The following is a 22,116-nucleotide window of genomic DNA, read 5'->3' as shown; positions in this document are numbered from 1 at the left end:
GCAGAGAAGTACTGCGAAGTAAAAAGAAGGAAGGGGCGAGAGATTATGCGTGTGACAATGAAAGACGTGGCACAAAAGGTGGGGGTATCATCTGCTACGGTATCCCTGGTTTTGAACCGAAAGGAAAATCGGATACCAGATGAGACGAAGCAGAAAATCTTTGACGCTGCAAGAGAATTGGGATATGAAACAAAAAGACAGAAATCGTTAGTAGAGAACAAATATGGCCGGAATGTCATAGCTGTGATCTATTCAGAGGTGGATCATGCCCTTTCTGAGGAATGCCTCAAGGGAATCGAGGAGTATGCATATATATATGAATATTCGGTGATCCAGCTTTACAATATGAATTCTTCAGCAAAATGTATCGAACAGATCTGGCTCGCTGCATCACTGGGAGCTGCGGGGATCATCCTGATCCCTCCGACCGACATGAATACGGACGGCAATAATGTTCTTTTGGGAAAGGCCCTGAAGGAATGCGGCGTGCCGTTTATGCTTCTGGACCGTGCGATATACGACGTGTTTTGTAATTTTGTTACACTGGATAACAAGCTCAGTGCAAATATGGCAACGGAATATCTGATCAGCCATGGCCACAGGCAGGTCGGCCTGATCGTTGGGAAACGGAATATTTATAATACGAGGAAACGTGTGGAAGGGTTTGCGGAAGCCCTGACATTAAATGGGATCGAGCATAAGGAGGAGATGCTGTATTTTGGAGAGTATCAGCGGGAAACGGGATATCAGGGTGCAGAACAGCTTATCGGTCTGGGCATAAAAGCGATCGTATCCTGTAATGCCGAGACGTCCCTCGGGATCTACGCTTATGCGAAGGAGCATGGATTAAAGATTGGAGAGGAGCTGTCCCTGATCAATGTGGGAAACATGAGAGAGGCCAAATGGCTTGCTCCCGCTTTGACCTGTATCTTCCAGCCGGGTGAGCAGATGGGGCGTAAGGCAGCAGAGGTGATCATCAAGCTGATCAACAATGATGATGCAAAAACTGTGAAGACAAATTATTTTACTCCTTATCTGGTAGAAGGTGAATCAGTGAAAGATCTGCGGGGATAATGAGAGGATTGGAAATAAAGGGTACCGGAGAAAAAAGGAATCAGTGGGAGCTGATTCTTTTTTTTCTTTGGGGAGGACACCATATATCGGGAAATTTACTGTGTATAAAACCTATATGGTAAAAATATGATAAAATTTTACCTGGAAAAATCACATTAAAATAAAGAAAAAACAGTGAAATGCTGTAAAATAGTAATAAAGTTGGAAGAAAAAAGAGTTATATTAAGTAAAAAAATGATAAAATCTGGTTGACAAAGTGGTAAAACTGCAATATAATGTGATTAACAAAGAAAAGGTTTGGTAAAAAATCTGATAAAGTTTAGCAGATTACCAAAAAGAGTTCAAATAAGGAGGAAGAGGATGAAAAAGAAATTAGTATCGGTAATTTTGTGTGCAGCTATGATAGGAACGATGCTTGCAGGCTGCCAGGTCAGTACATCGAAGAAAGACTCCGGGGACGGCAAAAAGACAGAAGACAGTAAGGAAGAAGCTCCGGATGACGGAGTAGCGGTCTTAAAGGATGCGGATATGAAAGACCGCGAGGAGATCACGATGTGGTTCTGGGGTGCAGAGCCATATGCACAGGAAGCATTAAAGGCCAACCTGGCTGACGTATATAATGCTTCTCAGGACAAGTACCAGCTGGTATTAGAGTTCAGACCATCTGTAGACTCTGATATGACAACAGCTTTAGCAGCCAACCAGGGACCTGATATCGTATACGGCTCCGGCCCATCCTTCGTAATGCCTCTTGTAGATGCAGGAAAGCTGGAGAATCTGGATGAGTATTCCAAGGAATACGGCTGGCAGGATAAGATCCTGAAACCATATTATGAATCAGGCACAGTGAACGGCAACCTGTACAGTCTGGCAAACGGCGTGAGCACTATGGGAGTCTTCTATAATAAGAAGGTTCTGGATGATAACGGCTGGAAAGTACCGACCACGATCGAAGAGCTGGAAGGCATCATGGATCAGGCAATGGAAAAAGGTCTGTATGCTTCTGTAACCGGTAACAAGGGCTGGCAGCCGGTAAACGAAAACTATGGCTCACTCTTCCTGACACATATTGCAGGACCGGATACAATGTATAAGGTGTTAACCGGAAAAGAGAGCTGGGTAAATGATGACATTAAGGCAGCGATCCAGAAGTCAAAAGACTGGTGGGATAAAGGCTATCTTGCAGGTGATGATTATGTGAACTTGAACTTCAGTGATTCCCTGCAGCTGTTAGCTGACGAGAAATCTCCATTCTTCATCGGACCATCCATCGCATTCCAGTGGGCAGCTTCTTATTTCACCGGAGATAAAGAGGAAAATCTTGGATTTATCCCGTTCCCGGCAACAAAGGAAGTACCTGACACGACCTATACATTAGGTGTAGCCTGCACATTATCTATCAATGCCAATGCAAAGCAGGATCACAAAGATGAAGCAGCAAAGATCATCGACATGATGATGAATGCTGACTTTACACAGAAAATGGCAGCAGAGTGGCCTGGATACTGGGGAACTCCGCTGAAAGATTTATCAACCATCAATGCAGACGGCATGAATTATCTGTCTACACAGTTTGTTGATACAGTGAAGAAAATTACAGATGCTGTCAATGCAGGAAACTTCGGATACTATGACAACACATTCTTCCCTGCAGCAGTTCAGACAAGAATCGTGAACATCGATGAAGTATGGTATGGAACATCATCAGTAGATGACTACGTACAGTCTTTGGAAGACGAATTCAAACCGGCATTTGACGACGGCCTGGTACCTCCGATCCCAGAGCCGGCAGTAAAGTAGTATAGGAACTAAAGACGTGATGCGTGGTAAAACACGCATCACACTTTTTATAAGTCAGCGCCTTTGAAAGGATAGGAATATGAAGAATAAAAAAATAAACTGGAATTATGCTCTCATTGCTCCGGCGCTTCTCATAAGTGTCTGCATCATCCTGATACCGGGAATTATGACGATCGTATATTCTTTTACGGATTGGAACGGACTGTCACCGGAGATTCATTTTATAGGGGTTAGAAATTTCGTTGAGCTGTTTCAAGACAAGATCTTTTATAAAGCCATCGGGAATAACGTCATCTGGACAGTATTGTTTTTGACGATCCCTGTATGTATCGGTATGCTGGCCGCGATGCTGCTTCTTACACGTAAGAGAACCAGAAGTATCTATCAGGTAGCGTTCCTGATCCCTTATGTACTGGCTCCGGCTGTCAATGCAATGTTGTGGCTCAACATTATTTTCAGTCCTGTATGCGGACTGTTTTCTTTACTTAGAAATGTAGGATTCGATATCACCTCTCCGCTTGCGGATATGAGGACCGCGATCTATGGGTGTGCGGGTGTAGATATCTGGCATTACTGGAGTTACTTAACGGTCATCTATCTGGCGGCATTAAGGCAGGTTCCGACGGACCAGCTTGAGGCGGCAAGACTGGATGGCTGCAACGGATGGCAGTTATTCAGATACATCTATCTGCCGAATATCATGTCTACAGTCAGCCTGATGTTTGTCATGATCACGATCGGTTCCTTCCTGGCATTCGACTATATCAAGCTTATGACAGGCGGCGGTCCGGCTCATGCGACTGAGGTACTTGGAACATATGCTTATAGCTTCGCGTTTAGTTCCATGAAAGTAGGCAAGGCAGCAGCGGTTGGTTTATTTATCAGTTTCTTCGGCCTGATCGCTTCTATCGTCTATACGAAGCTCAGCAGCAAAGAAGAGAGAAGTTAAGGAGGGTGCAAAATGGGAGTACAATCGAAAAGGAAAAAATTTGGAGTGAACCTTGTCATCCATTTAGTTCTCCTTCTTTTGGCAGTGATCTGCCTGGCACCCATCTTCATGGTGCTGATCAACAGTTTTAAAGAAAATCAGGAGATCGTAGCGAATCCATTGGCACTGCCGACGATCCTCCATCTGGAAAACTACATAAGTGCATGGACAACAGGGAATTTCTCCGTTGGATTTATCAATAGTATCAAATTAACGGGCTGCACGGTCATCATTATCCTGATCACGGCAAGCCTTGCGGGGTATGTTTTATCAGCTAAGCGGATCAAAGGAAGCGGCGGAGTTCTTCTATACTTTATGATGGCTATGACCGTGCCGATCCAGCTGTTTTTGTTCCCGCTGTATTACGCATTTGCAAAGATGAACCTGATCGGAAACATTCCGGCGACAAGCTTTATTCTTGCAGCACTCTATATGCCGCTGTCTGTATTTTTGATGAGGACATATTTCCTGAATGTGCCAAGTGAACTCGAGGAGTCCGCGAGGATCGACGGCGCCAATACGAGACAGGTGATCTGGCATATCATGAGACCGGTGGTGTCTCCGGGTATGATCACGGTTGCCATCCTGGTCGGCCTGCAGTCCTGGAATGAATACCTGATCTCTTCCACATTCCTGCAGGGACAGAAGAACTTTACGGCTACCTTAGGATTCCTTGCTATGAACGGTTCCTACGGAGCCGACATGGGAATCATGATGGCGGCGGCCTTTACACTGATCGGACCGATCATCGTATTCTTCCTGTGTACACAGAGATATTTCGTAGACGGCATGGTATCAGGGGCTGTCAAAGGTTAATAGAAAGAAGGAATGGAGATTACAATGAGTATAAAAGAGTATCAAAACACAATCTATGCCGGGGTCCTGGGAAAGATCATCGGAGTTTACTTAGGCCGTCCGATTGAGGGCTGGAGCTATGAGAAGATCAGGGACACCTTCGGCGAAGTATATTACTACAAAAATTATAAGACAGGTGCACCGCTGATCGTGCCGGATGACGATATATCAGGTACCTTCGCGTTCTTCCGCGCACTGGAAGACAGTCACTATGATCCGGAGCTTTCGGCAGAGGATATCGGAAATGCATGGCTCAATTATATTGTGGAGAATGAGACGATCCTCTGGTGGGGCGGGCTGTGCAGAAGCACAGAGCACACAGCCTATATCCGGCTGAAACAGGGCATCAAAGCTCCGGAAAGCGGAAGCGAAGCGCTCAACGGAAAGAGTATGTCCGAGCAGATCGGTTCCGAGATCTTCATTGACACCTGGGCGCTTGCCAATCCGAACGCTCCGAAGCGGGCCGCCGAGATGGCGAGAAAGGCAGCCAGTGTCAGTCATGACGGTCTGGCTGTGGAGGCGGCTGTATATCTGGCAGTCATGGAGGCCATGGCTTTCGAGGAAAAGGATATCAATAAACTGCTGGACGGCGCTCTTGAATATGTGACGGATGAGCTGTTCATCCGACTGGTGAAGGAACTGAGAGAACGGTGCGCTAAGACGGAGGACTGGCATGTAGTCCGCGACTGGATCGCAGAAGAGCACGGATATGACAAATATCCGGGCAACTGTCCGATGGTAACCAATCACCTGACGCTTCTGATGGCATTTATCATGGGCGGGGATGATTTCCATAAATCCTGCATGATCGCATGCTCGGCAGGCTGGGATACGGACTGTAACTCAGGAAATGTGGGCTGCCTCAACGGCATCCGCCTTGGCCTGGACGGATTTTTGAAGGGAACGGATATCAGAAAGCCGGTTGCAGACAGATTATATGTGGTGACCAGTGACAGCGGCGAGACGATTTCCGATGCGGTGCTGGAAACGAGAAAAATCGTAAAAGCGGCTGCCGCCCTGGCGGGAGAAGAGATCGAACTGCCGAAGCAGCGTTATGCATTTGAATACCCGGGCAGTGTCCAGGGTGTGATCCCGTTTAACGATGACGTGGAAGAGCAGGTGCTTACAGGCATCGAGAACAGCTATGAGACAACCGGGGAATCCGGCTTAAAGATTTCTTATCAGGGACTGGGCCCAGGTGTCCATGCATCCTGCTGTGTTGACACCTTTATTGACTTAAAACCGAAGGGAGTGGAGGGGACGAGTTATTTCGATGTCCTCTGTTCACCGACCTTATACAGCGGCCAGGAGATGACCGCAGAAATCTTCGCATTCGAAGAGGAAAACCCGGATGTACAGTTCTTTATCCAGTTCTTCAACGAGAAGGATGCTCTGGAAATGAAGTATGGTGAGAGAAGAAAGCTGACAAAAGGGAGCAATCTCATCGAATGGCTGATCCCGGATACTAAGGGACATGCGATCTACAGACTGGGCTGGTCCTTATTAAGCGATACGCGTAAGGATGGGTTTATCTGCCTTAAGACACTGGATTGGAGCAATGCGCCTGTAAAATATGAGATGGGCAGATCTATGGAAATGACGCCGACGCTGACTCCGTGGACCACAACGACTGCATGGCTGAAGTCCTTTGTATCTTCTGCGGATCATTTTAATCCTGACTATACCGTGACATTCTCTGTCTGCCATGAATATCCGAACGGAGTCGTGACAACAGGAACATCATACTGGGATGATTATCAGGTATCCTCCGTGATCACATTTTCACAGCAGGATTCGGCGGGGCTGGCCGCAAGGGCCAAGGGACACAGACAGTATTACGGCGCTGTATTTACCGAAGGATGTGCGGTGATCTACAAGCAGAAGAACGATAAGAGGATCATTCTTGCGAAAGAAGAATTCGGATACCGGATCGATAACACCTATAAGCTGACGTTGAAAGTAAAAGGAAAAGACCTGGAATTCTATGTGGATGACAAGCTGGTCACAGCGGGTTCTGACGAAGAATACAGATGCGGGCAGGCCGGATTTGTGGTGGATTCAGGCGCCATCCTGGGAGATGGTTTTATCGTAGAACGTGTATAGACAGAGAGGTCATGAAATGAGCATAAAACAATATGAAAATAAAATCTACGCAGGGGTTCTGGGAAAGATCCTTGGAGTTTACCTGGGCCGCCCGGTAGAGGGCTGGAGTTATGAGAAGATTCAGGATACGTTCGGGGAAATCTCCTATTATGTCCACGATGAGGTGGGCGTTCCGCTCATCGTGGCGGACGATGATATCTCCGGGACGTTCGGATTCTTCCGCGCGATCGAGGATCACGGCTTTCAGGACATTACGACTGCAGAGGCGTTTGGAAATACCTGGCTGAATTATATCATTGAAAATAAGACCATCCTCTGGTGGGGCGGTCTGGGAAGGTCGACGGAGCATACTGCTTTCCTGAATTTAAAGAACGGGATACCTGCACCAAAAAGCGGGGCCATCGAGACGAATGGACAGACGCTGGCAGAGCAGATCGGGGCACAGATCTTTATCGATGCCATTGCCATGGCGTGTCCGAATGACCCGAAGAGGGCTGTAGAGCTGGTGAGAAATGCCGCCAGTGTCAGCCATGACGGGCTTGCTGTAGAGGCGGCATGTCATCTGGCAGCGCTGGAAGCACTTGCATTTGAAGAAAAAGATATCGATCAATTACTGGATCAGGCAGCCGTTTTTGTTCAGGATGAAAAGCTGCTGGCGATCATCGCAGACGTCCGTGATATCTGTGGAAAAGAGAAGGACTGGAGAAAGGTGCGTGCCTATCTGGATCCGAAGTACGGATACGACGTATATCCGGGATGCTGTCATATGGTGCCGAATCACGCCATGGTGATCGCTGCGATCATTCTGGGCGGGGATGATTTCCAGAAATCCATCAGCATCGCAAGTTCGGCCGCATGGGATACGGACTGTAATGCGGGCAACGTAGGCGCGTTCAACGGGATCCGGCTGGGGCTTGACGGGATCAATGCAGGCGCAGATTTCAGAGGGCCGGCTGCGGATCTGATGTATGTGGTCACCTCGGACGGCGGATCTGTTGTGACGGATGCGGTCCTGGAGACTAAGAAGATCGTAAAGGCAGCGGCCAGGATGAGAGGCGAAGATCCGGAACTTTCAAAGGAGCGGTATACCTTCGAGTATCCGGGCTCGGTGCAGGGATTTGCAGGATGTCACTTCAATCATGGAGGAATGGCTAAGGTCAGCATTTCGAACCTGAATGAGACAGGAGAAGGAAATGGTCTCTGTGTAAGGTGTCAGCATGTGGCTAAGGGGGTTACGGCAAATGTATCGACACAGACCTTCATCGATTTTTCCAAACTGGCAGCGAATTTCTCGACGGTTGCATCGCCAACTTTGTATTCTTCACAGAAGGTATACACAACGGCTTATGTAAAAGAAGCTGCTGACGTCAGGATGAGACCATATATTCTTTACTATGACATTGACAACAAGGAACAGGTGATCTACGGGGAAGAGCAGAGGCTCAATACCGAACCTGAGACCTATGAGTGGATCGTGCCGGATACAGAGGGAATGTCCATCTTCAAGCTGGGATACCAGATCCTGAGTGATCTTAGATTTGACGGGGAAGTGGTCTTACAGAAGATCGACTGGAGCGGTGCTCCGAAGAAATTTGCACAGCGGGGGATGCTCATGACATCCATCTGGAATACGAACCCGTTGTGGCTTGCAGGATTCGCAAGCTCCGCGGCACAGTTTGCAGCGGACTTTAAACAGACCTATTGTGTATCGCATATCGAGGAAAACGGTGTGGTCACCATCGGAACAAAGGACTGGAAGGATTACAGTGTGGAATCTACGGTATACTTCGCCCTGCATCAGGAAGGCGGATTAGTGGTACGCAGTGTGGGGCATAGGCGGTATTACGCGGCGGTTTTAAGCGGGTTTAACAAGGCGCAGATCCTCGTTGTCAAGGATGGAGTGCGCAGGGTTCTTGCCGAGACGAAGTACAGCTATCAGGAAGACGAGGGGTACTGTCTGAATCTCACGGCAGCAGGCAGTCATCTGGTTTTCAGCGTAAACGGAGAAAAACTGCTGGAAGCGAAGGACGATACCTTTGAGGCAGGAGCCGGGGGATTTGTGATCTCGAGAGGAACCATGACCTGCAGAGATTTTATTGTGAACAGCTAGGAGGAGACGTATGAAATATGGAGTAGTATCTGCGGTTGTTACGGATGAGATCCATTTCACAGACAGTTCCGTTAAGGTGGTGCCGGGAGGCGCGGGAATCTACGCGCTCTGCGGTATCCGGCTCTGGCAGGACGATGTGAAGATCATCACCGGGATCGGCGAGGATTACTTAAAGATGCACGGGGAGTGGTATGAAAGAAATCATCTGACGACCGAAGGCCTGAAAGTGAAGGGCGGACAGTCTCCGTATACAGTCATCCAGTATTATGAGGAAGGGGAGCGGGATGAGACGCCCCGGTATGGACTGGAACATTTTTGGCAGATGGAGACGACCAGTGAGGAATTAGCGCCCTATTTCAAAGAAATGGATGGAATCTATATTTTTAAGAATACCAGTGAAGTATTCTGGGCCGGAGTTTTGAATGCTAAGAGAGACACGGCATGCAAGGTCATGTGGGAGATCGCTGCGGATGCGGCTTACCCGGAAAATCTGGAGAATGTAAAAAGGATCGCCGCTCAGGTGGAGGCGTTTTCCATCAACATGACGGAGGCTAAAAATTTGTTCGGGACGAAAGAGAAAGAACAGATCATTGAGAAGCTGAAAAGCTGGGGATTGGAACTGATCTTTCTGCGCCAGGGTGCCGCCGGTGCAGTGATGATCACCCCGGATACAGTGGTGGAGGTCCCCTCCCAGCCGGACGTAAATGTGGTGGATTCAACAGGCGGCGGGAACAGCTCCACGGGCGGTGTGCTCTGCGGGCTGGTGGAAGGCTATGATGCTAAGACCTGCGGGGTGATGGGAAGCATATCCGCGGCAATGTGTATTTCCCAGTATGGTGTGCCAGAAGAGATCACACCGAAGATGAGGGAAACCGCACTTGAGAAAATCATCCGAAGAGACAGCTTAAGCAGTAAGATCCGACAGAAGCCGTCCATCCGGAATATGCACAACAGATATGAATACTATTCTCATGTTCCGGAGCGTGGACTTGTGATCAACGGAAGGCCTGCAATGACGCAGATCGATCCGAAACAGGTGGGAGACTTTGTCTTGATCACTGTCCGGGATCCGCTGTGTGCGTATGACCAGGATCCGGCAAAGGTGATTGCGGATAAAATGGAGGATTCCCGGCTGATCGGCAGTTCGGGGATGTTCACCAGCTATACAGGCACCTATAAGGGGGCGAAGATCACGGTGGTCAGCGGAGGAAGCGGATCACCGGAGATGGAACTGATCCTCTATGATTATATGGAATATACGGATGCAAAAACATTCCTGCGTGTGGGAGGCTCCGGCGGGATCGGAGATGAGGTCAGACCCGGTGATGTGGTGATCGCAAGCGGCGTGGTCCGGGAGGAAGGCATGACAAAGGCTTATATCCCGGCCCCATATCCGGCGGCCAGCCATTACGAGGTGGTGGCAGCCATGGTAAAAGCGGCTGAGATGCTTCACGCACCGTACCATGTGGGCGTTACCGTATCTGTGGACAGCGACTTCATCGGCGGCGGAAGGCCGGGAGTCGGCGGATATATGCAGCCGTGGAACATTGAGTTTGCGGGAATCTATAACCGGGCCGGAGTCTTAAACGGTGACAGGGAATCAGCGTCCATCGTTACCCTGTCGGCACTCTTTGGGCGCAGGGGCGGATCTGTCTGCTCGGTTGCGGACAATTTATGTACAGGTGAAGTGTTTGGAGCAGGAAAGGGTCATAATTTTGCAATCGATATCGCGCTGGAAGGATGTGCGGTTTTGAACGAGATGGACAGGCAAAAAGAAAAAAAGGGGAAACCGAACTGGTACCCGGGCATAGAAAAGGAGTAAAGTATGACAAAATATTCAAATCCAATGAGCCGTCAGGTGGAGAGTCTGCCGGAATTGATAGAACAGCAGTACGAGGATCTGGAGCCAAAGACAAGAACCGTGATGTCATTTCAGGAAATTTTTAATATACAAAGGATCGTACTGACTGGATGCGGAGATTCACTGGCCGCTGCCATGGCCACAAAGCATGCCTTCGAGATGCTCACAGGAATCCCGACAGAGGTAGTGACAGCGATCGAATTAAGCCGCTTATATTGTAAAAAGCATCTGGGCATTGACTGCAGAAACCCGCTGGTCATCGCAGTCAGCAATTCAGGGACAGGTGCGAGAGTAGAGGAAGCAGTCCAAAGAGCCAGGAAGCACGGCTGCTTTGTCCTGGGAGTTACGGGAAATGAAGAATCTCCATTGGGAAGGAACTCTGATAAGATATTAAAGCTTGATATCCCTTCTTTCGAGGGTGCACCTGGAACCAGGAGCTATCTGGTCAGCGTGATGTCCCTGCTGTTGTTAGCCATCCGGTTCGGAGAGGTCAGACTGCAGTATACGATGGATCAGGCGATGGCTTACAGGGAAGATATCAAGAACCAGGGACAGGCACTAAAGGAACTGCTGCCTCAGATGGAAGAGACCTGTGCACAGGTTGCCGGGAAGTGGAAGGATTTCCCGTGCTACGATTTTATCGGAGCAGGCTTCGATTATGCGACTGCATGGTTCGGACATGCAAAGATCCTGGAGGCGACAGGGAAGTTTGCAATGCATATCAACACAGAGGAGTGGTTCCATCTGAATTTCTTTGCACGCAATGCGCGTGAGATGGGAACCGTGGTCGTTGCGAATACAACGAACCCATGCCACAGCAGATCCCGGGAAATGGTGAAGTATGCAAATGAGCTGCACCGTCCGTTAGTCGTGATCACAGACGGGGATGCCAGTGATTTTAACGGTGAAGAAGCAACTTATATCAAGGTTCCGAAGCCGCTTTATCCGATCACAATGCCGGTCACACATTTCGCCCCGGTATGCCTGATCGCGGCTTATATCTCTGAGATCATAGGAGAAAAGTACGGAAGAGGATGCGAGGGCGACTGGGCATTCTGTGAAGACGGGGCATGCGTGAAAAACAGTGAGATCATAGTCGATTAGGAGGACCTTATATGCTGAAAAATTTTAAGATAGAGACACAGTATAATGAAGTGCATGATATTACAGATACCGTAAAAAAAGCTGTGGAAGAAAGTGGTGTAAAGGAAGGGACCTGTATCGTCTATAACCCACATTCCACGGCAGGGATCGCGATCTTTTCCCCGTGGGATCCGGATGGATTCATTGATCTGGACGAAGAGATCCGCAGGCTGATCCCCACTAGGGTTGATTTCAAACATCAGCACGATACGCCTCAGGATGCAGCCGGGCACATCAAATCCGCGCTGGTAGGAATCTCGGTCAGCTTTATTGTTACCGATGGAAAACTGCTGCTGGGCGGATCACAGGGGATTTATTTCCTGGAGTTTGACGGACCGAGAAAGAGAGAGTTCTTTGTGAAGGTGCAGAGCGATTGATATAAGAATTGTTGGGAGGAAGAAAGATATGAAGAAAATTATTCTTGACTGCGATCCGGGAATGGATGACTCCATGGCCATTGTCATGGCGGTGAAATCCCCGGAGCTTGACGTACAGGCTGTCACAACAGTAAATGGAAATTATCCGGTGGATGTGACAAGCACGAATGCCAGAAAAGTACTGGAGCTGCTTGGCCAGACAGACATCCCGGTAGCAAGAGGCATGGCAAACCCGATCATCCGCAAATCACCAAGCGATCCGTTCACGCACGGCAAAGACGGGCAGGCAGAGGCCTTTCTGCCGGAACCGGCAATGAAATTATCTGATTTGGATGCAGTGGATCTGATCATTGATCTTGTGAAAAAGAATCCGGGAGAGATCACATTGATAGCGACAGGCCCGATGAGCAATCTTGCCATGGCTATGATCAAAGCCCCTGAAATAAAGGAAATGATACCGGAGATCATTGCGATCTCAGGTGCGTTCGGACTGAACAAATATGCATTTTTGAATGCAACAGGAGACACGCCGCAGAGTGAGTGGAACGTATATGTGGACCCTGAGGCGGCAAAGGTCGTGTATGAGTCCGGTGTGAAGCTGGTTGCATTAGGCCTGGATGTGGCTACTTATTTTGATGTGAATTTCAGCGATGATGACATTAAAAAATTGGAGCAGAGTGATAAAAAAGAAGCGGCATTTCTCTTAAATGCGATCAAATTTGTAAACGGACGCGGCTTCGATGCATATTGTACAGTAATCGACTGTATGGCTGTGGCATATGCGATCGACTCAAGCCTGGTGGAGACGATGGATGCCCATGTAGGTGTAGAGACGAAGGACGGCCTGACACTGGGAATGACGGTCATTGACCGGAGACATCACTTTGTATGGGAACACCTGCCGTATATCAAGGTGGGATGCAAAGCAGACTGCGGAAGATTCTTAAATCTGCTTCTGGAATTAGTTCTGCAGTAAAAGGAGACGAAAGAATGTATAGATATCAACATAAACTGGTGGAAAAAGAAGCGCTCTATATTGCCGGACCGGAATGCTTTTATACATATGGATATGATGCCCTGGCGGCCATGAAGGCCCGCGCCCTGGCATTGGGATTCGGCGTGACCCTTCCGAATAATGATCCCCTGGATCTGGAGAATCCAGATCTCCAAAAGAGAGCAGACAGTATCTTTGAAAATCTTAAAGAGGTCATGCTTAAGACAACGGCGATTGTTGCAGATCTTGAGGCATACAGAGGTGCAGAGCCGGACAGCGGAACCGTCTACGAGATTGGAATGGCCTATGCAAAAGGGGCGAAATGCTACGGCTACACGCGGGATAAGAGAAGCTTTGGAACGAAAAATCTGAACTCTTATCTGAAAGACGGAGAAGTGACGGATGAGTTCGGTAACTGTGAGATGTATCAGAAGCTGCCGTTTTCTCCCACGATCATCGGCGCTACAAAGATCATTGAGGGAGACTTTGATGACTGTCTGAAAATGATGATCACAGATATCGAGGAAGAGCAAAAAGAAGCTGCAAAAAGAGCTGTATATGTAGATCATTCCACAGCCCGCACCGTAAAGCCGAAGGAAAAACCGATCGTTTATCTTTCCGGTGTGGAGCGGTATCAGAAGAATGCGGATGAAGTCTTCAGTAAGATGAAAAAGATCTGTGAGAAATACGGTTTTGAAGTGTACACCCCGACGGACTGGGCAGACGGAGTCAAGGAGATTCAGACCGACGATCCGTATGTCTGGGCATACAACAAGTTCGATAATTATCAGCAGCATGTCCGCAACTGTGATGTGCTGATCGCAGACCTGAATGATTACCGCGGATATGAGGTAAATAACGAGGTCGGATTCGAATGCGGTATGGCATTCCAGTTAGGGAAAAAGCTGTATGGATATCAGGATAATACGTCACCGCTTATCGAGAAGCTGCCTCATTTAGGGGAAGAAAAAGAGTTCCGCGATCATACCGGAAGCAACGTGGAGAACTTTGGATATCCTGCAAATCTGATGTTTGGTTCTTCTATGAAAATATTCGAAGGGAGATTCGAGGAGATCATGGAGAAGGTGGCGGAGGATTACTTTAAATAGGGAAAATGATACATTTATTTTGATGCGGAATGGATAAGAGGGAAACCCAGGATCTATTCCGCATCAAATGATGAAAAGGGAGGATGACATATGGGAACACCACATAATGCGGCAAATGTCGGAGAGATAGCGGATAAGGTACTTCTGCCCGGCGATCCGATGCGGGCAAAATTTATTGCAGAAACATTTTTAGAGGATATAGTATGCTATAATAATATTCGGGGGATGCTTGGATATACCGGTACTTATAAAGGAAAACGGGTATCTGTGCAGGGAACCGGGATGGGAATGCCGTCCATGCACATCTATGCCAGTGAACTGATCACAGAGTATGGCGCGAAAACCCTGATCCGTGTGGGAACCTGCGGCGGTTTGACAGAGGCTGTCCAGCTAAAGGACGTTTTGATCGCCATGGGTGCGACGACGGATTCCAATATGAACCGGGACCGTTTCGGGAGCATCTCATTTGCACCGATCGCAAGCTTCGATCTATTGAGAAGAGCTTATGATGAGGCGCAGAAGCAGGGGATCCATGCGATGGTCAGCAACATCTTTACAAGTGATAAATTCTACGATGACCGCGGGGCTGAGAAAAATAAGCTGGCAGCAGCTTATGGATGTGCGGGAGTTGATATGGAAACCTGTGAGCTGTATACATTGGCGGCAAAATACGGGGTGGATGCACTGACTATGCTGACAGTGAGCGACGATCTGGTAAGAGGGCTTAAATGCTCAGCCGAGGAGCGGCAGACGACATTCAATCACATGATTCAGATAGCGCTTGAAATTGTGTAATGAAAAAATAAAAGGAGGAATCGGCTTGGATAGAAGAGTATTTTTGATTGTATTGGACAGCTTTGGGATCGGATATGAACCGGATGCAGAGGAGTATGGAGATGTGGGGAGCAACACCTTAGCCACGATCGCGGAGTCATCTCATTTTCATGTACCACAGATGCAGCAGCTGGGACTTTTCAATATTGACCAGGTGGAATGCGGCGTGAAGGTGGAGTCTCCTTTGGGGGCATATGCGAGGCTGCAGGAAAAATCAAAAGGAAAAGATACGACTGTAGGACATTGGGAGATTGCAGGAGTGATCTCAGAAAAGCCGTTTCCGACTTATCCTGAGGGGTTCCCGAAGGAGGTTTTATCCGAATTTACAAGACAGACCGGCAGGGAGATCCTCTGCAATCTGCCCTATTCAGGGACTGAGGTCATCAAGGATTACGGGAAGGAGCATGTAGAGACAGGAAAGCTGATCGTCTATACATCGGCAGACAGCGTGTTCCAGATCGCTGCCCACGAGGAAGTGATTCCGCTGGAACAGCTGTATGAGTATTGCAGAATAGCAAGAAAGATCCTGGTGGGAAAACATGGCGTGGGGAGGGTGATCGCCAGACCATTCACCGGAACCTATCCTGATTTTAAGAGAACTTCAAACAGACATGATTTTGCATTGGAACCGCCAAAGGACACAGTGATGGACGTATTAAAGAACAATGGATATGATGTCATAAGCATCGGAAAAATCTATGATATTTTTGCGGGAAGGGGAGCCACTGACAGTAACCCGACGAAAAGTAATGCAGATGGAATCGAGAAATTGTTCATGATCCAGAATAGGGAATTCCGCGGATTATGTTTTTTAAATCTTGTGGATTTTGATATGGTCTACGGACATCGAAACGATATTGACGGATATGCACAGGCTGCCACAGAGTTTGACACTGCTTTAGGAAAATTCATGGCACAAATGCAGGATGACGATATCCTGATCATTACCGCAGATCATGGATGCGATCCGGGCTTTCAAGGTACCGATCATACGAGAGAGTATACGCCGATGCTTGCCTATGGGAAATCCATCCGCGGCGGGGCAGATCTGGGAACCAGAGGCAGCTTTGCGGATATCGGGAAGACAATACTTGATATTTTCGGGCTGCCGAATGAAATCGATGGAGAGAGCTTCTGGGGGCTGATCAGAGAGTAAATTGCGGACTATACATTATGCCGCCTATTTGGTATAATTTTTGTTATATCGGTCGTGCTTTCTGGCATATAGAGCACGGCGAAATATACAGAAGGCGGGAAAAATAAGATACATGGAGAAGAATACCGAAATTCACGAACATCAGCAAAGTCAGATACAGAATCATGAGCATGATCACGGGCAAGACAGCCATACGCATGAGCATTTTCACGAGCATACGCATACCCACGGACACAAGCATGTGCACAGCACTGCGGAGAAAAAGGCAGTCATCAACCGTCTGTCTAAAGCGATCGGACATTTAGAGGCCGTCAGGAGGATGGTGGAGAAGGACGAAGACTGCAGCGAAGTACTCATCCAGCTTGCAGCCGTGCGTTCGGCGATCAATAATACGGGAAAGGTTGTCTTAAAGAACCATATCAACCACTGTATCGTAGAGGCAGTGGAGGAGCATGATGAAGAGGCGATCAGGATGCTGAATCAGGCAATTGATAAGTTTATTAAGTAATGATTGAATATTGTGCATGAGAGAAGCGGCAGACGTTCAAACTCTACCGCTAAAGAAGCCAGAGAACTTCTAGGACAGGCGGAGTCTGCGGTTAAGCGCATTTTAAAGGAGATGTCCAAGGACGGGTTGCTCATAGAAGATGATGCAAGGAAAAACAGAAGATATTTAAAAGTAAACTTATGAAAGTCATACTCTTTCTTCCCCCAGCATACATTGTAAAAACAATGATTGCAGGGGGATTTTTTTGAAAGATTATATTGAAGAAAGAGCCGTGGAAATCGCCAATTATATCATAGAAAACAGTGCCACAGTACGGCAGACGGCGAAACAGTTCGGAATCAGCAAGAGTACCGTACATAAAGACGTAACGGAGCGGCTCCTTCAGATTAATCCTGCATTGGCGGGAGAGGCACGCAAGGTATTGGACATGAATAAGTCTGAGCGGCATATCCGCGGCGGACTTGCCACCAGAGAAAAGTATCTCCATCAGCATTAAGGGAAATAATAGTTTAGTGAGTTTTGTATTCATGGTATAATGAGTATAGCTATATTTCAAATTCAACGAACTAACGACTTGAGCATAGGAGAGAGATGAGTGAAAAGATACCATAGAATCTGTGCCGTTCTGGCCGCCTTTTTGCTGGCCGCGGGGCTGGGTGCGGGATGTGCAAAGGAAGAACAGGCTGTAAAAATAAAGAAAGAGAAGATTACACTCTGGTATTATTGGAACCAGAGCTATAGCAGAAAAGAACTGGCATATCTGGTGGACAGCTTCAACCGCTCACAAAAGGAGATTGAAGTGACCACCCAGTATGTGCCGGACGAAGATTTTAAGAAAAGACTGGCATATAGTATGGCGGACGGAGATATGCCGGACCTGGCTTTAGTGGATTCCTCTGATTTTCAATATTTTCACGCGATGGAGCCTTTCGTGGACCTGACAGATGAGATCGAAGGGATTGAAGAATATCTGCCAAAGGTGAAGGAACCATGTACGGTAGATGGACGGATCATGGGGCTTCCATATGGGATGAACTGCACAGTACTTTTTTATAATGAAGATATTTTAAAGACACATCAGGTTAAGCCCCCCCGGACTTGGCAGGAATTACATGATACGGCGGTTGAGCTCTCAGAGAATGGGCATTATGGTTTCGCTATGCCTGCCCTGGCGAGTGAAGAGAGCGTCTATTGCTTCCTTCCGATCCTGTGGTCCATGGGAGGAGATGTGGATGCCATGGATTCCAGTGAAAGCAGGGAAGCATTCCACTATTTGCGGTCTCTTACAGAGTCTGGAGCAATGAGCAGGCAGACGATCAATCTGACAGCAAAGGATCTTCTTCGGCAGTTTGTGGAAGGAAATATCGCTATGATGATCAACTCCACTACCATGATCGATTCTGTGGAGGTGTTGAATCCTTCTTTTAATTACGGCGTGACCAGTCTTCCGGCGGCGGAGGACGGAACACAGATATCAGTCCTTGGAGGAGAGATTTTTGGAGTCACGAATGGGAAGCATCAAAAGGCTGCGATTGAATTCCTGAGATTTATCAGTGAAAAGGAGAGAATGTCAGAGTATATGGAGCATTCCTCCTATATGGCGCCCCGTGCAGATGTACTGGAGGAACAGTATGCAGGAAATCCTCTCAAGAAAAGCATGATAGAATTGGCAAAGGCGGCAAATCTGAGAGAATTTTCGATAGAATGGCCCTCTGTTTCACTGGTCATCACAGATACGATGGAGGCAGAGATCATTGGTGACAGGGATGAGGATGAGCTTCTAAAAGAGGCTGCTGACAGGATGAAGGAGATCCGGGAGGAGAACCGATGAAAAAGGAACGCACATTAAGACGAAAAATGACTTTAGGGTTCCTGCTCGCAGCATTGATACCGGTCGGTATTTTTGCAGTGTTTTCTCAGATCCGCCTGAGGATCAGCCTGGAAGAGAATATGAATGGAAAGATCGCAAGTAATCTGAGTAATGCGGACCAATGTCTGGAAATGGTGTTGGACAAGTATGCCACCATTCTGTATGATATGTGTACGGATGATACGATCATTGATACGGTGGAAGCAATCATTCAGGATCAGGATGATCTGGATGCAAATACCAGCATCCTGCGTCATGAATTGAGCCATATCTGCAACCGTAATCCCGGTATTGAGGGGATCACGATTTACCTGGAAAACGGCGGCGTGATCTTCTATGACCGGCTGAACTCCTCCTCCACAGACAGCGTGTGGGCAGACAAGATCAGTATCCCAAAGATCACAAAAGGAGAAGCCTACTATGGGGTTACCAATCCGGTAACAGCGAATGAAAAGGAGAACTACCTGTTCAGCATTGCCCGCAAGCTGGTGGATTATAAGAATATCCATGAGCAGCTGGGAACAGTGATCATTAATATCAATGAGGAACAGATCAAGGCTGCGCTTGTGACGGGGACGGACAACCAGACCTATCTGTTGGATCAGGATACCGTGATCAGTGCACCGGATTCGTCTAAGATCGGGCAGAAGTTTACCAGAGTGCAGGATCAGGAGAGGAATAAATATACAAAGGCCGTTAATAAAAAGAGCGGTTTTACCATCTGCAATGAACAGCCTCTGGACGCTTATAACAGAGCCATCCGGGAGCAGGTTATCTTTCTATTGGTGATCGCTGCGGGATCAGTGGTGACGATGCTGCTTTTGATCTATTCTTTTACAAAGCCATATCTAATGGCCGTGGATGCGCTGGTAAACGGTATGAATGAAGTGGAGAGCGGGAATTTTGAGATCCGTGTTAATCCCCCGGAAACAATGCCTGCGGAGATCAAGCGGATCGGAGCGGGCTTTAATGAAATGGTCGTGCATATCGAGAGTCTGATCGCTCAGGTAAAAGAGGCTGTCGTGGAGCAGAAGAATGCGGAGCTGTCCGCGCTGGAGGCCCAGATCGATCCCCATTTTCTGTATAATACACTGGATACGATCAACTGGAAAGCCATAGAAAATGAGCAGTATGAGATCAGTCAAATGGTGGGGGCGCTGGCGGATATTCTGCGTTACACGGTCAAAAATGCCGGGGGCACCACGACGGTGCGTCAGGAACTGGGGTGGCTGAGGGAATATGTCATGCTGCAGGAGGTGAAGCTTGGCAGAAGTGTGAAGATAGAAGAACAGGTACCGGAAGAGCTGATGGGATATCCGATCCATAAATTACTTCTGCAGCCATTTATAGAAAATTCAGTGAAGCACGGTTTCCATGAGATGGATGGAGAATGCCGCATCGGGATCATTATGCGGCTGGTGGGAGAACAGATCCACATTATCATAAGGGACAATGGAAATGGGATCGGGCCTGGAATGCTGAAGAAATTAAATGACCCGACAGAAGAACTGGATGGACATGTAGGGATCATCAATGTAAGAAAACGTTTGAAGCTGTACTATGGTGAAGCGGCGGATATCTATTTCGAGAGCCAGCCGGGCAGTTATACGAGGGCCCATCTGTTTATTCCTTATCATATGGAAGAAAGGCGGGAACAGTAGGACTTCAGAGAGTATCAGGTTTCAATGGGGAATGCACAGGCAGATAAGATCAGGAAAGGAGGTCCTGCAGATGAAGATTGTCATTGTAGAGGATGAGACACCGATCAGGGAAGGGCTGGCGAAGATTCTTCGTAAGATCGACCCGGATTATGAAGTAGAAGGAATTGCGGCAGACGGGCAGGAGGGCTACAGCCTGATCTGCCAGACGAAACCGGATCTGATCATTTTGGACATTGAGATGCCGAAGATGAGTGGATTGGAGATGCTGGCAAAGCTTCGGGCTAAAGGATATCAGTGTAAGGTGTTGATCCTGTCCGCGTATTCTGACTTTAACTATGCGAAGCAGGCCATAGAGCTGGATATTGAGAATTATCTGCTAAAGCCGATCAAGATACCCGAGTTAAAAAAGGCGCTCCGGCAGGTAGAGGACAGCCTTGCCAAGGAGCAGAGCAGGGAAAAAGCATTCTCTATAGAAGGGATTTTCCTATCCTGTCTGAATGGACAGATCAAGCCGGACGAGCAGTTTCACAATATGACGAGGGAACGGTTTGGCTTTTCATTGGAAGAGCCGGCGGAGGTATTTGCAGTCTGGCTGGGGGATGGCTATGAGGAACAGAAAAAGTTAGCCAGGGAGCTTTTAGAGGATGTAGGTGCCCATACGGTAAAGTTTGCATCCTATGTCATCGAAGCGGACGCGTGGAAAATGCTGATTATGATCCTATACCGGCTGGAAGGGGAATCCCAGTACATATATTTCCAGAAATCAGTTTCACCCATGCTGTGCAGCCATCTGAAATCCCCGATTGTCCTGCTGTGGCGTCATGTGGATGATCTGCTTGCGCTTTCCACAGTTATTACAGAGATGCAGAAGGACCGGGAGTGGAATCTCCTTTTAGGAAAAGGCTTTTTGATCCGAAGGCGGGATGTGGAAAATATAAAGGTAGTTCCGTTAAAGCATCCGTCAGAACTGGAGGATAAGGCATGCCAGGCTATAAAGCGGCTGGATACAGAGGCTGCAGCAGACTGTTTTAAAGCGCTGTTTGAGTACTATCAGGAGGTACCCCATACCCCGGAAGAGGTGAAAAAATCGCTGATCGTTTTTACCTGGGCGATCATCAACGCCTATAAGGAAACCAATGAGATCGTCGCGGACCTTAAGGTTCAGGCGATCCTGCGGGAGATGTCCGAGGCGGTGAGCTGGAATCAGATCGATGCAAGCCTGCATCAGCTCTTTTATCTGATCAATGCAAGAAGTAAGAAGGAAGAGGAAGTTCCGGTCAGTGTACTTGTACAGAAGGCGCAGCAGATGATCCGAAAATATTATGATCAGGGGATCACACTGGATGAGATCGCTGACAAGCTGTTTGTATCGGAAGAATACTTAAGTGCACAGTTTAAAAAAGAAACCGGTGTAACATTCTCAGAGACGATTCGGAAGTACCGGATCGAGAAGGTAAAGGAGCTTCTTTTGGATACCCATCTAAAGCTAAATCAGATCGCGGAGCTGGCAGGATACTCGGATCCGAAGTATATGAGCCGGGTGTTTAAAGAGGAAGTGGGGATGCTTCCGAACGAATTTCGTAAGTCAGCCCATTAAATATTTCTACCTTTTTCAGAAATTTTATCCTAAAATTTGTCAAAATTTGTGTTATGATGTCGATAACAAAAAAGAG

The 22,116-nt window shown here is 47.8% G+C and carries 18 protein-coding genes; all 18 read left to right on the top strand.

All coding sequences use genetic code 11. The annotated features are described in order from the left end of the window. Positions 1-45 precede the first annotated feature (45 nt). The 18 genes from AC4OGX_RS02485 (at position 46) to AC4OGX_RS02400 (ending at position 22,040) form a co-directional block, all read left to right on the top strand. On the top strand, positions 46-1,074 hold the full coding sequence (locus AC4OGX_RS02485; protein WP_493328234.1) for a LacI family DNA-binding transcriptional regulator: 1,029 nt from the start codon (positions 46-48) through the stop codon (positions 1,072-1,074). A 360-nt stretch (positions 1,075-1,434) separates the two neighbouring features. Beyond that, a complete protein-coding gene (locus tag AC4OGX_RS02480; protein ID WP_493328233.1) occupies positions 1,435-2,874 on the top strand; it encodes an ABC transporter substrate-binding protein in 1,440 nt (479 codons plus the stop codon). A 79-nt stretch (positions 2,875-2,953) separates the two neighbouring features. Then, positions 2,954-3,823: a carbohydrate ABC transporter permease gene (locus AC4OGX_RS02475; protein ID WP_493328231.1), complete on the top strand. Its 870-nt coding sequence runs from the start codon at positions 2,954-2,956 to the stop codon at positions 3,821-3,823. Positions 3,824-3,835: 12 nt separating this feature from the next. Then, on the top strand, positions 3,836-4,678 hold the full coding sequence (locus AC4OGX_RS02470; protein WP_493328230.1) for a carbohydrate ABC transporter permease: 843 nt from the start codon (positions 3,836-3,838) through the stop codon (positions 4,676-4,678). Between the two features lie 24 nt (positions 4,679-4,702). Continuing rightward, positions 4,703-6,820: an ADP-ribosylglycohydrolase family protein gene (locus AC4OGX_RS02465; protein WP_493328229.1), complete on the top strand. Its 2,118-nt coding sequence runs from the start codon at positions 4,703-4,705 to the stop codon at positions 6,818-6,820. Positions 6,821-6,836: 16 nt separating this feature from the next. Next, entirely contained in the window at positions 6,837-8,930 is a 2,094-nt protein-coding gene (locus tag AC4OGX_RS02460; RefSeq protein WP_493328228.1) for an ADP-ribosylglycohydrolase family protein, read from the top strand. A 10-nt stretch (positions 8,931-8,940) separates the two neighbouring features. Next, on the top strand, positions 8,941-10,752 hold the full coding sequence (locus AC4OGX_RS02455; RefSeq protein WP_493328224.1) for a PfkB family carbohydrate kinase: 1,812 nt from the start codon (positions 8,941-8,943) through the stop codon (positions 10,750-10,752). Positions 10,753-10,755: 3 nt separating this feature from the next. Then, positions 10,756-11,895: an SIS domain-containing protein gene (locus tag AC4OGX_RS02450; RefSeq protein ID WP_493328223.1), complete on the top strand. Its 1,140-nt coding sequence runs from the start codon at positions 10,756-10,758 to the stop codon at positions 11,893-11,895. Between the two features lie 11 nt (positions 11,896-11,906). Next, positions 11,907-12,311 (top strand): secondary thiamine-phosphate synthase enzyme YjbQ, encoded by a 405-nt coding sequence (locus AC4OGX_RS02445; protein WP_493328222.1) that lies wholly within the window; start codon positions 11,907-11,909, stop codon positions 12,309-12,311. Between the two features lie 28 nt (positions 12,312-12,339). Then, positions 12,340-13,287 carry a nucleoside hydrolase gene (locus tag AC4OGX_RS02440; protein ID WP_493328220.1) on the top strand — a complete coding sequence of 316 codons (948 nt, stop codon included), beginning with the start codon at positions 12,340-12,342 and terminating at the stop codon, positions 13,285-13,287. A gap of 14 nt (positions 13,288-13,301) precedes the next feature. Then, positions 13,302-14,414, top strand: coding sequence for a nucleoside 2-deoxyribosyltransferase (locus AC4OGX_RS02435; RefSeq protein ID WP_493328219.1), 1,113 nt, complete (start codon positions 13,302-13,304; stop codon positions 14,412-14,414). 90 nt (positions 14,415-14,504) lie between these two features. Continuing rightward, positions 14,505-15,209, top strand: a complete 705-nt coding sequence (gene deoD, locus AC4OGX_RS02430; protein ID WP_493328218.1) for a purine-nucleoside phosphorylase — start codon at positions 14,505-14,507, stop codon at positions 15,207-15,209. Between the two features lie 25 nt (positions 15,210-15,234). Next, complete coding sequence (locus AC4OGX_RS02425; protein WP_493328217.1) at positions 15,235-16,404, top strand: phosphopentomutase; 1,170 nt, start codon at positions 15,235-15,237, stop codon at positions 16,402-16,404. 112 nt (positions 16,405-16,516) lie between these two features. Continuing rightward, a complete protein-coding gene (locus tag AC4OGX_RS02420) occupies positions 16,517-16,912 on the top strand; it encodes a metal-sensing transcriptional repressor (RefSeq protein WP_493328216.1) in 396 nt (131 codons plus the stop codon). Positions 16,913-17,156: 244 nt separating this feature from the next. Further along, a complete protein-coding gene (gene spoIIID, locus AC4OGX_RS02415; RefSeq protein WP_493328215.1) occupies positions 17,157-17,408 on the top strand; it encodes a sporulation transcriptional regulator SpoIIID in 252 nt (83 codons plus the stop codon). A gap of 99 nt (positions 17,409-17,507) precedes the next feature. Next, a complete protein-coding gene (locus AC4OGX_RS02410; RefSeq protein WP_493328214.1) occupies positions 17,508-18,743 on the top strand; it encodes an extracellular solute-binding protein in 1,236 nt (411 codons plus the stop codon). Continuing rightward, complete coding sequence (locus tag AC4OGX_RS02405) at positions 18,740-20,443, top strand: sensor histidine kinase (protein ID WP_493328213.1); 1,704 nt, start codon at positions 18,740-18,742, stop codon at positions 20,441-20,443. Before AC4OGX_RS02410 ends, AC4OGX_RS02405 begins: the two co-directional genes overlap by 4 nt. Positions 20,444-20,513: 70 nt before the next feature. After that, positions 20,514-22,040, top strand: a complete 1,527-nt coding sequence (locus tag AC4OGX_RS02400) for a response regulator transcription factor (protein ID WP_493328212.1) — start codon at positions 20,514-20,516, stop codon at positions 22,038-22,040. The last annotated feature ends 76 nt before the right edge of the window (positions 22,041-22,116 follow it).

This window comes from Faecalicatena sp. (assembly GCF_058819085.1).
Note: the sequence above shows the minus strand (reverse complement) of the source record. Positions and strands in the feature narration are given on the sequence as shown.

Bases quoted from the DNA above. Each gene is read 5' to 3' on its own strand.
- AC4OGX_RS02485 (WP_493328234.1), top strand. From the start codon at position 46: ATGCGTGTGACAATGAAAGACGTGGCACAAAAGGTGGGGGTATCATCT.
- AC4OGX_RS02480 (WP_493328233.1), top strand. From the start codon at position 1,435: ATGAAAAAGAAATTAGTATCGGTAATTTTGTGTGCAGCTATGATAGGA.
- AC4OGX_RS02475 (WP_493328231.1), top strand. From the start codon at position 2,954: ATGAAGAATAAAAAAATAAACTGGAATTATGCTCTCATTGCTCCGGCG.
- AC4OGX_RS02470 (WP_493328230.1), top strand. From the start codon at position 3,836: ATGGGAGTACAATCGAAAAGGAAAAAATTTGGAGTGAACCTTGTCATC.
- AC4OGX_RS02465 (WP_493328229.1), top strand. From the start codon at position 4,703: ATGAGTATAAAAGAGTATCAAAACACAATCTATGCCGGGGTCCTGGGA.
- AC4OGX_RS02460 (WP_493328228.1), top strand. From the start codon at position 6,837: ATGAGCATAAAACAATATGAAAATAAAATCTACGCAGGGGTTCTGGGA.
- AC4OGX_RS02455 (WP_493328224.1), top strand. From the start codon at position 8,941: ATGAAATATGGAGTAGTATCTGCGGTTGTTACGGATGAGATCCATTTC.
- AC4OGX_RS02450 (WP_493328223.1), top strand. From the start codon at position 10,756: ATGACAAAATATTCAAATCCAATGAGCCGTCAGGTGGAGAGTCTGCCG.
- AC4OGX_RS02445 (WP_493328222.1), top strand. From the start codon at position 11,907: ATGCTGAAAAATTTTAAGATAGAGACACAGTATAATGAAGTGCATGAT.
- AC4OGX_RS02440 (WP_493328220.1), top strand. From the start codon at position 12,340: ATGAAGAAAATTATTCTTGACTGCGATCCGGGAATGGATGACTCCATG.
- AC4OGX_RS02435 (WP_493328219.1), top strand. From the start codon at position 13,302: ATGTATAGATATCAACATAAACTGGTGGAAAAAGAAGCGCTCTATATT.
- deoD (WP_493328218.1), top strand. From the start codon at position 14,505: ATGGGAACACCACATAATGCGGCAAATGTCGGAGAGATAGCGGATAAG.
- AC4OGX_RS02420 (WP_493328216.1), top strand. From the start codon at position 16,517: ATGGAGAAGAATACCGAAATTCACGAACATCAGCAAAGTCAGATACAG.
- AC4OGX_RS02405 (WP_493328213.1), top strand. From the start codon at position 18,740: ATGAAAAAGGAACGCACATTAAGACGAAAAATGACTTTAGGGTTCCTG.
- AC4OGX_RS02400 (WP_493328212.1), top strand. From the start codon at position 20,514: ATGAAGATTGTCATTGTAGAGGATGAGACACCGATCAGGGAAGGGCTG.